Source organism: Janthinobacterium psychrotolerans, assembly GCF_001677885.1.
GTDB classification, from domain to species: domain Bacteria; phylum Pseudomonadota; class Gammaproteobacteria; order Burkholderiales; family Burkholderiaceae_D; genus Janthinobacterium; species Janthinobacterium psychrotolerans.
In genome coordinates this window covers 14,152-28,672 of sequence record NZ_LOCQ01000046.1, presented here as the reverse complement: position 1 = coordinate 28,672, position 14,521 = coordinate 14,152, and the positions used below count along the sequence as shown (strand labels likewise).

Genomic DNA, 14,521 nt, shown 5'->3' with positions numbered 1-14,521 from the left:
CATGAAGCATGCGCAGTCATCCGCTGGAAAACCATGGCAAGGCCGGCTCCTACAGCCTTTCCTGCATTTCCATGACGCCATCGAACATACGCCGGCGCGGCGCGCCCAGGTACGCCTGCTGGCCTTCTGCGGTGCGATCGGCATGCCCCTGTACTACACGCTGTGGCATCACTACTTTCCTCAGGAATACGAATCGCCGGCCTTGCGCATCATGGCCGCGCTGCTGTTCGTGCCTGCGCTGTTTCCTCACCGCTTCAGCAATACCTGGTTCAGCATCTATCTGTTCGTCAGCCTGACGTTCGAGCTGCCGTTTTTCTTTACCCTGATGTTCCTGATGAACCATGCGTCGGCCTTGTGGATGCACTCGCTGCTGGTGGCGCTGGTGGTGCTGTTCCATTTCGATACCCGCATCGCCGTGCTGGCCTACCTGAGCGGCACCCTGCTGGCCTGCGCGGTGTTTGCCATGCAGGGCGATCCGAGTTTCCTGCTCGACACGCAAGTGCTGCAGCAATTGCCGATACACTGGTTTACCATCGTCGTATTGTCGCTGGTCAAAGTCAGCCGCCACGTGGGGGCGCAGGAAAAACTGGCCGGCCTGGCCGCTGGCCTGGGCAGCGTGGCGCACGAGCTGCGCACGCCGCTGGTCAGCGTCGAGGCCAATGTGCGCGGCCTGCAGCGCTTGCTGCCGCGCGATGCCGACGGAGCAGGCACGGATGCCGACAGCGGTGCCGCCTGCCAGGACGCGCTGGCGCGCATCCAGTTCGAAGTGCGCCATATGCACCATATGATCGACCTGTTCCTGCTCAGCGCCAGCGCCGTCAGCAGCCGGCTCGAAGCGAACGAATCGGTCGGCATGCATGAAACCGTGACGGCCGTGCTCAAGCGCTACCCTTTTGTCAGCGCGGCCCAGCGCGCCCTCGTCACGGTCGATGTACGCAGCGACTTCCGTTTTCCTGGCCAGACCGAACTGTGCGTGGTGATCCTGCTGAACCTGCTGCGCAATGCGCTCAAAGCCATCCATCGCGCCGGCAAGGGCCGCGTACGCATCGTCATCGATGGCAATCGCGCCGTGCCGCGCCTGCTGTTCATCGACACCGGCTGCGGCATCGCCGCCAGCCGGCTGCCTTTGATCTTCGACCGTTTCTACTCCTACCCAGCACACAACGGCAGCGGCATCGGCCTGGCCCTGTGCCGGCAAATCCTGCAGGCCTGGCAGGCGCGCATCAGTTGCGTGTCGCGCGACAGTGCATATGCCATCTTCGTACTGGAGTTCGTGCAACCGGCGCCCGACCGCTTTTCTCCTCCCCTCCGTGCAAGGTGACGCATGCAACTTCCCGTCCATACCCATCCTACCCTGACCGTCCTGATCGACGACAGCGACTCCTTCCTGAAAAGCCTGGCCTTCCAGCTCGATCCGGCGCTGGCGCGCAAGACCTTCCACGACACCAGCGCGGCGCTGCACTGGCTGCGCCACAGCACGCAGCAGGGCGAAACCCCGCTGCATGTCAATTTCGACACGCAAAACCTGCCGCCCGACCAATGCAACGTGGCACTCGACGTCGAACGCATCTGGCGCATCAGCGCCCGGGCGCAGCGCTTCGCCACGCCGTCGGTGCTGGTGGTCGACTATTCGATGCCGCAGATGAATGGCCTGGAATTTTGCCAGGCCGTGCGCGACCTGCCGTGCAAGAAGATTTTATTTACGGGAGCGGCCGATGAAAAAGTGGCGGTGACCGCCTTCAACCGCGGCCTGATCGACCGCTATATCAAGAAGAGCGACGACAACGCGCTCGATATCCTCGAACATGAAATCATCAGCCTGCAACGGGAATTTTTCCTGCAGCAGTCCGATACGGTGCGCGACCTGCTGTTGCTGCATAACTACCAGTTCCTGCAGGACGAGGCGCTGGCGGCGGTGGTGCTTGAGCTATGCAGGCGCCATGGCTTTGTCGAACACTATATCTTCCCGAATCCGGGCGGCATCCTGTTCTTTACGCGCGACGGCCAGGCGCGGCTGATGGTGATCGAAACGGAACGCAGCCTGCATACGCAATACGAGATGGCGCGCGACAGCGACGCGCCCGACTCCCTGCTGGTGGCGCTGCTGGAGAAACGCGTGATCCCGTATTTTTCCGATGCCGACGGCGACGGCATGTATCGCGCCGGCATCGGCGAGAACTGGTTCCGCTACTGCGCCGCGCCGGCCATCTGCCACGGCCGCGAGCCATATTACTGGGCGCTGTTCGACGTGCCGGCGCACCAGCTGGGACAGCCGGTGCTGTCGTACGCGCAGTTCCTGCTGGCGCAGGCCAGGGAAAGCCTGGCCGCCTGACGCCATGCAGCCAGGGTTCAGCTTTCGCGCAGGGTTTGCAGCGGCGGATGCTTCAGTACGCCGCGCAGGCCCAGCCAGCCGCCGGCGATCGCGCACAGGGCGCCGGCCAGCAGGCCAAAGACCCATACGCCAGGCGCAAAACTCCAGGCAAACTTGAACTGGTATGTGGCCAGCGCCCAGCCCATGGCGGCCGCGCCGGACGCGGCCAGGAGGCCGGCCAGAGCGCCCACCAGCGAGAACTCGATCAGCTGGGCTTGCGCGAGCTGGCGCCGGGTCGCGCCCAGCGCGCGCAGCAGGCCCGCTTCGCGGGTGCGCTCGTCTTGCGAGCCCATCAGGGCCGCATACAGCACCAGCAGGCCCGACGCCAGCGTAAATGCAAACAGGAATTCGACCGCCGTCACCACCTGGTCCAGCACCGCCTGGATCTGTTTCAGGATGCCGCCGACATCGACCACTGTCAGATTCGGATAATCGCGCGTCAGCGCATTGCCCAGGTCGCCATGCGCGGCCGGCAGATGAAACGCGGTGATCCAGGTTTGCGGCGTGTCCGCCATCGCTTCCGGATTGATGATGACAAAGAAATTGACGCGCATCGAGCCCCATTCGAGCTTGCGCAAGCTGGTGATGCGCGCCTCGACGCTCTGGCCGGCAATATCGAAGCGCATGCTGTCGCCAAGCTTCAGGTTCAGGGTCTTGGCGATGCCCTCTTCCACCGACGCCTCGGCCGGCGCGCCGGGCTTGCCGCTGAACCACTGGCCGGCGACCAGCTTGTTTTGCTGCTGCATCCGCGCCATGGTCGACAGATTGAATTCGCGGTCGGCCAGGCGCTTGGCGCGGTCGTCCTGATAAGTCTCTTCGGTAATCGTCTTGCCGTTTACGGCCACCAGGCGCCCGCGTATCATCGGATAGAGCGGCGCGTTGACCACGCCGGCCTGCGCCAGGCGCGCGGCGATCGGCTCTTTTTGTTCCGGCAAGATATTGATGATAAAGCGGTTCGGCGCGTCAGCCGGCGTGGCGGCCCGCCAGGCCACCATCAGGTCGCCGCGCACCACGGTCAGCAGCAGCAGGGCCATCAGGCCCAGCGCCAGCGACACCACCTGGATCACGGTGGCGCCCGGGCGGCGCTGCAGGGACGTGACGGCAAAGCGCCAGCTTTGATGGTTGACCAGGCCGCGCAGGCTTTTCAGGGACTTGAGGCCGAGCCAGCCCACCAGGCCGAACAGCGCAAAGCCGCCGAGAAAACCGGCCGCCGTCAGCAGCGCCAGCGTCACGTCGCCGGCCTGCCACAGCAGCAGCACGACAAAGGCGGCGATGCCCAGGCCATAGGTGGCCAGCGCCAGCGCCTGCGGCGGCGCCTGTTCGCGGCGGATCACGCGGTTGTGCGGCACATTGCGCAATTGCAAAATCGGCGGCAGCGCAAAGCCGAGCAGCAGCAGCATGCCGGTGGCCACGCCCTGCAGGGCCGGCAGCATCGACACCGGCGGCAAGTCGCTTTGCACCAGCTTGCCCAGCAGTTCGAGCAGCACCAGGTGGCCGCCGTAACCGACCGCCACGCCGATCACGCTGCCGGCCAGGCCGACGATCAGAAATTCGATCACATACATGGCCGTGACCTGGTTTTGCGTCAGGCCCAGGCAGCGCAGCATGGCGCAGGCGTCGAGGTGGCGCAGCATGAAACGGCGCGCCGCCATCGCCACGGCGACCGCCGCCAGCATCGCCGACAGCAAGCCGACCAGGGAGAGGAAACGGTCGGCGCGGTCCAGGGTCGATTGCATCTGCGGATTGCCCGACTCGATCGATTCGACGCGCACGCCCTTGATGGCCTGTTCGCTGATCTGCTTTTCCACCCACGACTGGTAGCTGGCGATGTCCCTGGCCTGGCTGGCCGGCGCCGACAGCAGCAGCCGGTACGACACGCGCGAGCCGTTTTGCACCAGCGCCGTGGCGGCCAGGTCGCCCAGCGGCAGCATCACGCGCGGCGCAAAGTTCAGGAACGAGGCGCCACGGTCAGGCTCGCTGGCGATCAGCTGGGTGACGGTAAAGCGCTTGTCGCCCAGTTTCAGGGTGTCGCCCAGCTTCGCGTTCAGGGCCGACAAGATGGCCGCATCGACCCACAGGGTGCCGGGCGCCGGCACCTGGTCGGTGGGTTTGCCGACGGCGTCCAGCGCCTCGCTGGCGCTGGTGGTGATTTTCAGCTTGCCGCGCTGCGGATAGCCGTCGGAAACGGCCTTGATGGAAGCGAGCTGCGACAGCGATTGCTCGCCTTCGCCGGCCTGCGCCATGCTGGGAAAGGTGACGGTGTCGGCCAGCAGCAGGCCGCGCTTTTGCGCCTCGGCGCGCCAGGCGGCGCTGACCGGCTGGTCGGCGCTGATGACCAGGTCGGCGCCGAGCAGCTGGTGCGCGTCGCGGTTCAGGCTTGAGCGCAGGCGGTCGACAAAAAAGCCCACCGCCGAGAGCGCGGCGACGGCCACGATGAGGGCGATCAGCAGGAAACGCAATTGCCCGGCGCGCCAGTCGCGCCCGGTCATGTTGAGGGAAAGGCGGAGCATGGCGGCGGATCTTTATAGAGGTTTAGCTTGAAGCGTGCTGGGCGAAATACGCATCGACGGTGGCGAGAAACGCATCCTTTTGCGCCTGCGGCAAAAAGGCGGCAATAAAGCCGTTGCGCGACAGCTGCCTGGCATGCGCCAGGCCCAGTGGCAGCGCCTCGAAAATGGCGTCGTAGTTGTCGTTCATGTAGCCGCCAAAATAGGCCGGATCGTCCGAATTGACGGTCACCAGCAAGCCGGCCGCCAGCAGCTCGGCCAGGTTATGGTCGTGCATCTGGTCAAACACGCGCAGCTTGGTGTTCGACAGCGGGCAGACCGTCAGCGCGATCTGCTCGCGCGCCAGGCGCGCCGTCAGTTCCGCGTCTTCCAGGCAGCGCACGCCATGGTCGATGCGCTCGACCTGCAAATCGTCAAGCGCGGTGCGGATGTAGGCCGGCGGACCTTCCTCGCCGGCGTGGGCCACCAGGCGCAGGCCCAGTTCGCGGCAGCGCGCAAACACGCGCGAGAATTTCTCGGGCGGGTTGCCCACTTCCGAGGAATCGAGGCCGATGCCGATGAATTTGTCGCGGTATGGCAGCGCCTCTTCCAGCGTGTCGAACGCTTCCTTTTCGCTCAGGTGGCGCAGGAAGCACAGGATCAGGCTGGCGCTGACGGGGCTGTCCTGGCAGGCGCGGTAAATGCCGTTGATCACGTCGGCGATGGCCACGCCGCGCGCCGTATGGGTTTGCGGATCGAAGAAAATTTCCGTGTGCAAGACATTGTCGGCTTGCGCGCGCTGCAGGTAAGCCTGCGTCATGTCGTGGAAATCCTGCTCTTTCAACAGCACGCTTGCGCCAGCGTAATAAATGTCGAGAAAGGACTGCAAATCCGTAAAGGCATAGGCACTGCGCAAGTGTTCCACGGATTCATAGGCCAGCGACACGCCATTGCGTTCGGCCAGTGCGAAAATCAGTTCCGGCTCCAGCGAGCCTTCGATATGGATATGCAATTCGGCTTTGGGCATGGCGCGTACGATCGCGCGCAATTGCTCGTTCATCATGAGGTGTTCCTTGTAGGGGGCGAAGAAAAAAATGCTGGCGCAGGCGCATCATGGAACCATGATTCGGGCGCTGCGTCATCAACCATGTACGCAGTTTATCGCAAGATCGCCTGCGCCACCGGCAATGCCGCCGCGGCCCTGTCGGCGCGTGCTGTCGAATTGTCGTATGATGATCGTGAAGGGGCCGGAAAGTTTAATAAAAACGCTGTGGTTTTTTTGATTTTATTCAATAAAATCAACAATTTACAAAGAAGTATTAAAGATATTACGACTTATCTTTTGACTTCCTCATCCTTTAGAGCAATAATTAATTTCATGGGGCAAAGGTAGGTGCAACAAGCGCTATCAACACATGAAAACAAGCCATCTGATTACGTCAGAAAGGCATCAAGCGCCAGTTTTTTGGTCCGGGCAATCCGGACTGGCAAAGACAGCCGGGCTTGTACAACAATAACCAACAATACAATCGAACACGGGGTAATAACAACGCAAGCGGCAAGCCGGGGCGACTGCCAGGCCGGCTGACATGGTGACTGGCAGGTGGGTTTAACATTAAAGGACATTGAACATGACCATTTTTGATAACTACGCAGCACGCTACGAGCGCACCCGTGAAGAGGAAATGTCGCTCACCGACTACCTGGCCCTGTGCAAGAAGGACAAGCTGACCTACGCCAGCGCGCCCGAACGCATGCTGGCGGCCATCGGCGAACCGCAGCTGATCGACACGCGCAACGACACGCGCTTGTCGCGCATCTTCGCCAACAAGGTCATCAAGATCTACCCGGCCTTCCGCGACTTCTACGGCACCGAGGAAGTGATCGAACAGGTGGTCTCGTATTTCCGCCACGCCGCGCAAGGCCTGGAAGAGCGCAAGCAGATCCTGTACCTGCTGGGCCCGGTCGGCGGCGGCAAGTCATCGATCGCCGAAAAACTCAAGTCGCTGATGGAACATGTGCCCTTCTATTGCCTGAAAGGCTCACCCGTCAACGAGTCGCCGCTGGGCCTGTTCAACGAGGAAGAGGATGGCACCATCCTCGAGGAAGACTACGGCATCCCGCGCCGCTACCTGCGCAATATCCCCAGCCCGTGGGCCGTGAAACGCCTGCATGAATTCAATGGCGACATCAACCAGTTCCGCGTCGTCAAGCGCTACCCGTCGGTGCTGAAACAGATCGCCATTTCCAAAACCGAACCGGGCGACGAGAACAACCAGGATATTTCCTCGCTGGTCGGCAAGGTCGATATCCGCAAGCTCGAAGACTATGCCCAGGACGATCCGGACGCCTACAGCTATTCCGGCGGCCTGTGCCTGGCCAACCAGGGCCTGATGGAATTTGTCGAAATGTTCAAGGCGCCGATCAAGGTGCTGCACCCCCTGCTGACGGCCACGCAAGAGGGCAATTACAAGGGCACCGAGGGCTTTGGCGCAATCCCGTTCGACGGCATCATCCTGGCCCACTCGAACGAGTCGGAATGGAAAACGTTCAAGAACAACCGCAACAACGAGGCCTTCCTGGACCGCATCTATATCGTCAAGGTGCCGTATTGCCTGCGCGTGTCCGACGAGATCAAGATCTACGACAAGCTGGTGGCCAATTCCTCGCTGGAAAGAGCCCCGTGCGCGCCCGGCACCCTGCGCATGATGGCGCAGTTCGCGATTCTGTCACGGCTGAAAGATCCTGAAAATTCCAGCATCTTTTCCAAGATGCTGGTGTACGACGGCGAAAACCTCAAGGATACCGATCCGAAAGCCAAGTCGATGCACGAGTATGTCGACTACGCCGGTGTCGACGAAGGCATGAACGGGCTGTCGACGCGCTTTGCCTTCAAGATTTTGTCCAAGGTCTTCAACTTCGACAATTCCGAAGTGGCGGCCAATCCCGTGCACCTGTTATATGTGCTGGAGCAGCAGGTCGAGCGCGAACAGTTTTCGTCGGAGCTGGAACAACGCTACTTTTCCTATATCAAAGAGCATCTGGCGCAGCGCTACGTGGAATTCATCGGCAAGGAAATCCAGACGGCCTACCTGGAAAGCTATTCCGAATACGGCCAGAACATTTTCGACCGCTATGTGACGTTCGCCGACTTCTGGATACAGGACCAGGAATACCGCGACCCCGACACGGGCGAGAGTTTCGACCGCGAATCGCTGAACAACGAGCTGGAAAAGATCGAGAAGCCGGCCGGCATTTCGAATCCCAAGGATTTCCGCAACGAGATCGTCAATTTCGGCTTGCGGGCACGGGCCTCGAACGGCGGCAAGAATCCGGCCTGGACCAGCTACGAGAAATTCCGCACCGTGATCGAGAAGAAAATGTTTTCGAATACGGAGGACTTGCTGCCGGTGATTTCCTTCAACGCCAAGGCCAGCGCCGACGATGCCAACAAGCACGCCGACTTTGTGGCCCGCATGGTGGAAAAAGGCTATACGGCCAAGCAAGTACGCCTGTTATGCGAATGGTACTTGCGCGTACGCAAGTCGTCATAGCGCGGACAGCGGCACGCGCGCCGGCTCCGGCCGCGCGCGCAAGACAAGTGAAGGAGGCACCCTTTGACTTACCTCATCGACAGGCGCTTGCAAAGCAAGAACAAGTCCGCCGTCAACCGCGAGCGATTCCTGCGGCGCTACAAGGGCCAGATCAAGGATGCCGTGGGGCGCGCCATCAAGGGGCGCTCGATCACGGATGTCGAGAATGGCGAAAAGGTCACCATCCCGGTCAAGGACGTGGGCGAACCGGCGTTTGGCCATGCCCATGGCGGCGTGTGGGAAGTGGTCAATCCCGGCAACAAGGAATACCTGAAGGGCGACCAGATCGCCCGGCCCAAGGGCGGCGGCGGCAGTGGCCGCGGCAAGGCCGGCAACAGCGATGAGACCAGCGAAGACGATTTCATCTTCGAGCTGTCGCGCGAAGAATTCATGAACTTCTTCTTTGAAGACCTGGAATTGCCGCACATGGTGAAAACCCAGCTGACGGCCACCACCGAATTGAAGAACCAGCGCGCTGGCTACAATATGTCGGGCACGCCATCGAATATCCATGTGCTGCGCTCGCTGCGCGGCGCGCTGGGCCGGCGCATCGCCGTCGGCGGCGGTTCGCGCAAGCAGCTGGCGCTGGCCGAAGAACAGCTGGCGCAGATGCTCGGGGACGGCGTCGCCGAAGACGATGGCGAGGTGATCGAATTGCGCCAGCTGATCCACCACCTGCACACGCGCCTGCTGGCGATCCCCTTCATTGACCCGTTCGATCTGCGCTACAGCAACCGCATCAAGGTGCCCAAGCCGATGACGCAGGCGGTGATGTTCTGCATCATGGATGTGTCGGGCTCGATGGACGAGTCGCGCAAGGACACGGCCAAGCGCTTTTTCATCCTGCTGTATCTGTTCCTCAAGCGCGCCTACGACAAGATCGACGTGGTCTTTATCCGCCACCATACGGCCGCCTCCGAGGTTGACGAACACGATTTCTTCAACTCGCGCGAGTCGGGCGGCACGGTGGTGTCGTCGGCCCTCAATCTGCTCAACACTATAATAGAAGAGCGCTATGGCGGCGGGCAGTGGAACAGCTACGTGGCGCAGGCCTCCGACGGCGACAACTGGGACAACGATTCCGTGCTGTGCCGCCAGTTGCTGATCAACACCATCATGCCCAAGGTGCAGTATTACACCTACGTCGAAATCACCGACGGCCCGCAGCAGAACCTGTGGGAACAATACGCGGGCGTGCTCGACCACCACGCCCATTTCGCCATGCAAAAGATCGTCACGCCGGCCGACATCTATCCGGTGTTTCGCGAACTGTTCAAGAAACAGGTGAAATGATGACCAGCGCCGCCACCCCGCATGCCGAACCGTTCGTTCGCGTGCGCCACCCGAACGCCCTGCCCGAGCAGTCCGAATGGACGTTCGAGCTGATCGAGCAGATCCACGACGAAATCGCGCGCGTGGCGAAACAGTTCGGCCTCGACACCTATCCCAACCAGCTCGAAGTGATCACGGCCGAACAGATGATGGACGCCTACACCTCGGTCGGCATGCCGGTGTCGTACAACCACTGGTCGTTCGGCAAGCATTTTCTGTCAACCGAGAAAAGCTACAAGCGCGGCCAGATGGGTCTGGCCTACGAGATCGTCATCAATTCCAACCCGTGCATCGCCTATTTAATGGAGGAAAACAGCCTGACCATGCAGTCGCTGGTGATCGCGCACGCGGCCTATGGCCATAATTCCTTCTTCAAGGGCAACTACCTGTTCCGCGCCTGGACCGATGCCGACGCCATCATCGACTATATGGTGTTTGCCAAGAATTACATTGCCGAATGCGAACAGCGCCACGGAGTCGACGCGGTGGAATTGCTGCTCGATTCGTGCCATGCGATCCAGAACTATGGCGTGGACCGCTACAAGCGCCCGGCCAAGCTGTCGATGGCCAAGGAATATGCGCGCCAGAAAGAACGCGAAGAATACGTGCAGTCGCAGATCAACCAGCTGTGGCGCACCCTGCCGCGCCGCGATGAGGACGACGACGAAGACGGGCAGCGCAAGGCCGCGCCGCGCTTCCCTCCCGAACCCGAAGAAAACCTGCTGTACTTTATCGAAAAATACGCGCCGCTGCTGGAACCGTGGCAGCGCGAGATGGTGCGCATCGTGCGCAAGATTTCGCAGTATTTCTATCCGCAGCGCCAGACCCAGGTCATGAACGAAGGCTGGGCCACCTTCTGGCACTACACCATATTGAACCAGCTCTATGACGAAGGCGTGGTCGGCGACGGCTTCATGATGGAATTTTTGAAAAGCCATACCAACGTGGTCTACCAGCCGCCTATCGACAGCCCGTATTACAGCGGCATCAATCCGTATGCGCTCGGTTTTGCCATGATGAGCGACATCCGCCGCATCTGCGAACAGCCGACCGACGAAGACCGCGCCTGGTTTCCCGACCTGGCCGGCAGCGACTGGCGCAAGAGCCTGGACTTTGCCATGCGCAATTTCAAGGATGAAAGCTTCATCGCCCAGTACCTGTCGCCACGGCTGATCCGCGAATTCCACTTCTTTGCCGTGCTCGACGACGACAAGAACGAAAAACTGGCCATTTCCGCCATCCACGACGAAGCCGGCTACCGCTATGTGCGCCAGCAGCTGGCCGAGCAGTACAACCTGGGCAACCGCGAACCGAATATCCAGGTGTGGTCGGTCAACACGCGCGACGACCGGGCGCTGACCTTGCGCCATACGCAGTTCCTGCGCCGCCCGCTGAACCAGCAGGCCACGGAAGTGCTGAAACATGTGGCGCGCCTGTGGGGCTTTGACGTCCATCTCGATACGGTCGACCCGCAAGGCATGGTGCTCGGCACCCTGAACTGCCGGCGCGAAAAACGCAGCCGCCGCGACGATCCCGCCTTCCGTCCATAGCGATTTGCCGGCCTGTATAAGCGTGCGCTATGCCCGCATCAGAATTTAGTATGGCTGCCGGGGCTCGAAAATCGCCTTTTCGAGCCCGTTTTTTTGCCTGTCCAGGCGCGGTTCGCACCCGATTGGTGCAATCCTCGGCGAAAGTGGTCTGGTTCCATAGCGGAAAATTGCCAAAAAGAAAGAATTTGATCCAAATTTAGCGTTTTCCATATTCAATAACGCAAAATATAATTCTGTCATATCGCCACATCGAAGAACATAGCCGTGGTAGCCCCAAGTGGCTGTAGAAAACCGATAAGACCGCCTTTTTTTATGTCCGAAAGCGTGCAAAGATGGCATAAGCAAGTACGTTTACAGGGCGCAAAAGGTGGGAAAATTTAACCGGTTTTAGGCGTTAAAAATCTGTGTAAAATAAAGAATTCGTATGTATAATTCGGCGACGTCCCGGATACGGCTGGAGCTTTGTGTCGTCATTTTGGGGTTCAGTTGCAAGACAAGAGATGGTATTTGGAGAAAGCAGGCATGAATTTTTCGAACGAGAAAAGTCCCAAGAACTACACAGGCATCACGATCGTTGTCCTGCTGCACGTTCTCGCGGCTTACGGGATTGCGACGGGCTTGGGCAAGCGCTTGGTCACCAAAATGATGGACCCGGTTGAAACCAAGATTATCGAGGAAGTGAAACCGCCTCCACCGAAGGATCTTCCACCGCCACCACCGCCGCCAGAAATGAAAGCGCCGCCACCGCCATTCATTCCGCCAGTCGAGGTGAACGTGCAGCAGCCGCCGCCGCCACAGAACGTGATTGCCAACACCACCCAGGTGAAGCCAGCCACCAATGTACTGGCACCGCCGGCGCCGCCTGCGCAGCCTGCGCCAGCCGCTCCGCCTGGACCAGCCAAATCGGTGCGCACTCCGGCCGTGGTGGACTTCAGCGTCTGTGAAAAACCGGCTTATCCGAAGTCGTCGCAGCGCAATGAGGAAACCGGTGTCGTGACACTGTCGTTCCTGATCGGCGTGGACGGCAAGGTCGCTGATTCGAAGATCGTGAAGTCGAGCGGCTTCAGGGACCTGGACAAAGCTGCGGTATCAGGTATCAGCCGTTGCACGTTCAAGCCTGCAACGGTCGACGGCAAGCCGGAACAAGGCTGGCAGCAAATGCAATACGTTTGGTCGCTGGATTAATACCCGAGGCAGTGATCCTGCCTCACACCATGATTTCGTTGTCATCACGTTCAGCGATCTGTTATTTTTAATTTTGGAGGAAGCATGTTTAAGAATACCCGTTTGTCCGCATTTTTTGCCGCGGTTCTGTTGTCCGTTACCGCTACTACCGCCCTGGTAGCAGCGCCAGCATTCGCGGACGCGCCAGCACCGGCAGCTTCGGCACCTGCGGCAGACGCTGCAGCAGCACCAGCACCTGCTGCTGACGCAGCCGCTGCACCAGCAGCCGACGCAGCAGCCGCTCCAGCCGCTGACGCAGCCGCTCCAAAAACCGAAGAAGTGCACAACCCGTTCGGCCTGCAAGCAGTATGGGACGGCGGCTTCGTGCCACGCGCCACCCTGATCATCCTGGCCATCATGTCGATCGGCAGCTGGTACATCATCATCACCAAACTGCTCGACCAGATGAAAATCTTCAAGCAAGCCAAGGAAACCGCTGCCAAATTCTGGAAAGCACCTTCGATCGCTGCCGGTTCGGCCACGCTGGCTGAAGGCTCGCCATTCCGCTTCATCGCTGAATCGGGCACCAAGGCAACCGCTCACCATGACGGCGCCCTGCTGGAACAGATCGATCTGTCGACCTGGGTGACGATGTCGATCCAGCGCGCTTCGGACAAAGTCCAGTCGCGTCTGCAAGATGGCCTGTCGTTCCTGGCAACCGTTGGTTCGACCGCACCGTTTATCGGTCTGTTCGGTACCGTTTGGGGTATCTACGGCGCGCTGACCGCCATCGGCATGACCGGTAACGCCTCGATCGACAAAGTGGCAGGCCCAGTGGGTGAAGCGCTGATCATGACCGCGTTTGGTCTGCTGGTCGCCGTGCCTGCCGTGCTGGGTTACAACTGGCTGGTCCGTCGTAACAAAACCGCAATGGAAGACATCCGCTCGTTCAGCGCCGACGTACACTCGGTTCTGGTTTCCGGCGCCATGTCGACCAGCGAAGCTGGCCGTGCTGCCGGCGCTAAAAAGATCGGATAAGAATCATGTCGATGTCCGTCGGCTCCGACAGCGGAGATGAAGATCAAGTAATGTCAGAAATCAACACGACGCCGCTCGTCGACATCATGTTGGTTTTGCTGATCATTTTCTTGATCACCAGTCCGGTTGTTCTCAAGCTGCAGAAAATCGATCTGCCGATTGAGGCCAACCAAGCCCTTCAAAGCAAGCCGCAAAACGTTAACATCGTGGTTAACAAGGACGGTGAGATTTATTTGGGCCAGACCAGACTGAAAGACACGAACGAACTGTTCGATTATCTTAAAGTTGAAGCAGTGAAAGTACCGCAGCCGGAAGTACATGTTCGTGGCGACCAGGAAGCGCGCTACGAATCGATCGGCCGAGTGATCTTCACGACCCAACGTGCCGGGATTCAGAAGGTCGGCTTCATCACCGAACCACCTGACAAGAGCTGATAGCGACTGACGGCGGCGCCCCTGGCAACAACGGGGCGCCGCCGCCAGAAGCTTGCCGGGCGGTTGTTGCGCCCGGCGCTTCGTTGGACTTCTTAAAGGAAACACTATGAGTATGAATGTCGGTTCGGGAAGCGCAGCAGGCGCGGATCCGGAACCAATGATGGAACTGAACATGACGCCCCTCATCGATGTGATGCTGGTGCTGATTATCATGTTGATCATCACGATTCCAAAACAAAACCACTCGGTGAACCTGAACATGCCGGTCGGCACCCCGCCGCCACCGACTACGGAACCAGTGGTCGTCACGATCGATGTCGATTTTGACGGCACCATCTTGTGGGACAATCAGGTCGTTCCTGACCGTGCCGCACTGGAAGCCAAGCTGAACAACGTTGCTGCGCAAGCAGACCAGCCGGAAGTGCATCTGCGTCCGAACAAGCTGGTGGAATACAAGGTCGTCGCCGGTGTCATGGCAACGGCGCAGCGTCTGGGCGTGACTAAAATCGGTCTGGTCGGTAACGAGCAATTCCAGTAAGCTGTAGCATCAGGT

12 protein-coding genes are annotated in these 14,521 nt (G+C 60.1%); 10 read left to right on the top strand and 2 right to left on the bottom strand.

Going from position 1 to position 14,521, the window contains the following annotated elements:
* Position 1: 1 nt before the first annotated feature.
* Positions 2–1,321, top strand: coding sequence for a sensor histidine kinase (locus tag ASR47_RS05775; RefSeq protein ID WP_065306807.1), 1,320 nt, complete (start codon positions 2–4; stop codon positions 1,319–1,321).
* Between the two features lie 3 nt (positions 1,322–1,324).
* Positions 1,325–2,332, top strand: a complete 1,008-nt coding sequence (locus tag ASR47_RS05770) for a response regulator (RefSeq protein WP_065306806.1) — start codon at positions 1,325–1,327, stop codon at positions 2,330–2,332.
* A gap of 17 nt (positions 2,333–2,349) precedes the next feature.
* Here ASR47_RS05770 and ASR47_RS05765 read toward each other — a convergent pair whose 3' ends face one another.
* On the bottom strand, positions 2,350–4,881 hold the full coding sequence (locus ASR47_RS05765) for an ABC transporter permease (RefSeq protein ID WP_065306805.1): 2,532 nt from the start codon (positions 4,879–4,881) through the stop codon (positions 2,350–2,352).
* A 22-nt stretch (positions 4,882–4,903) separates the two neighbouring features.
* Entirely contained in the window at positions 4,904–5,920 is a 1,017-nt protein-coding gene (locus tag ASR47_RS05760) for an adenosine deaminase (protein WP_065306804.1), read from the bottom strand.
* On the opposite strand from ASR47_RS05760, the gene ASR47_RS26915 reads away from it, so the two are divergent.
* From ASR47_RS26915 to ASR47_RS05725, 8 genes are all read left to right on the top strand, one after another.
* Positions 5,858–6,250, top strand: coding sequence for a hypothetical protein (locus tag ASR47_RS26915; protein WP_171898898.1), 393 nt, complete (start codon positions 5,858–5,860; stop codon positions 6,248–6,250). The genes ASR47_RS05760 and ASR47_RS26915 overlap by 63 nt on opposite strands.
* Positions 6,251–6,488: 238 nt before the next feature.
* Positions 6,489–8,411, top strand: a complete 1,923-nt coding sequence (locus ASR47_RS05755; RefSeq protein ID WP_065306803.1) for a PrkA family serine protein kinase — start codon at positions 6,489–6,491, stop codon at positions 8,409–8,411.
* Between the two features lie 63 nt (positions 8,412–8,474).
* Positions 8,475–9,743: a YeaH/YhbH family protein gene (locus ASR47_RS05750; RefSeq protein ID WP_065306802.1), complete on the top strand. Its 1,269-nt coding sequence runs from the start codon at positions 8,475–8,477 to the stop codon at positions 9,741–9,743.
* Positions 9,743–11,332: a SpoVR family protein gene (locus tag ASR47_RS05745; RefSeq protein ID WP_065306890.1), complete on the top strand. Its 1,590-nt coding sequence runs from the start codon at positions 9,743–9,745 to the stop codon at positions 11,330–11,332. Before ASR47_RS05750 ends, ASR47_RS05745 begins: the two co-directional genes overlap by 1 nt.
* A 522-nt stretch (positions 11,333–11,854) precedes the next feature.
* Positions 11,855–12,517 carry an energy transducer TonB gene (locus tag ASR47_RS05740; RefSeq protein WP_065306801.1) on the top strand — a complete coding sequence of 221 codons (663 nt, stop codon included), beginning with the start codon at positions 11,855–11,857 and terminating at the stop codon, positions 12,515–12,517.
* An 84-nt stretch (positions 12,518–12,601) separates the two neighbouring features.
* Complete coding sequence (locus ASR47_RS05735; protein ID WP_217270536.1) at positions 12,602–13,534, top strand: MotA/TolQ/ExbB proton channel family protein; 933 nt, start codon at positions 12,602–12,604, stop codon at positions 13,532–13,534.
* Between the two features lie 5 nt (positions 13,535–13,539).
* Positions 13,540–13,968, top strand: coding sequence for an ExbD/TolR family protein (locus tag ASR47_RS05730; RefSeq protein WP_065306799.1), 429 nt, complete (start codon positions 13,540–13,542; stop codon positions 13,966–13,968).
* A gap of 106 nt (positions 13,969–14,074) precedes the next feature.
* Positions 14,075–14,506, top strand: a complete 432-nt coding sequence (locus ASR47_RS05725) for an ExbD/TolR family protein (RefSeq protein WP_193315580.1) — start codon at positions 14,075–14,077, stop codon at positions 14,504–14,506.
* The last annotated feature ends 15 nt before the right edge of the window (positions 14,507–14,521 follow it).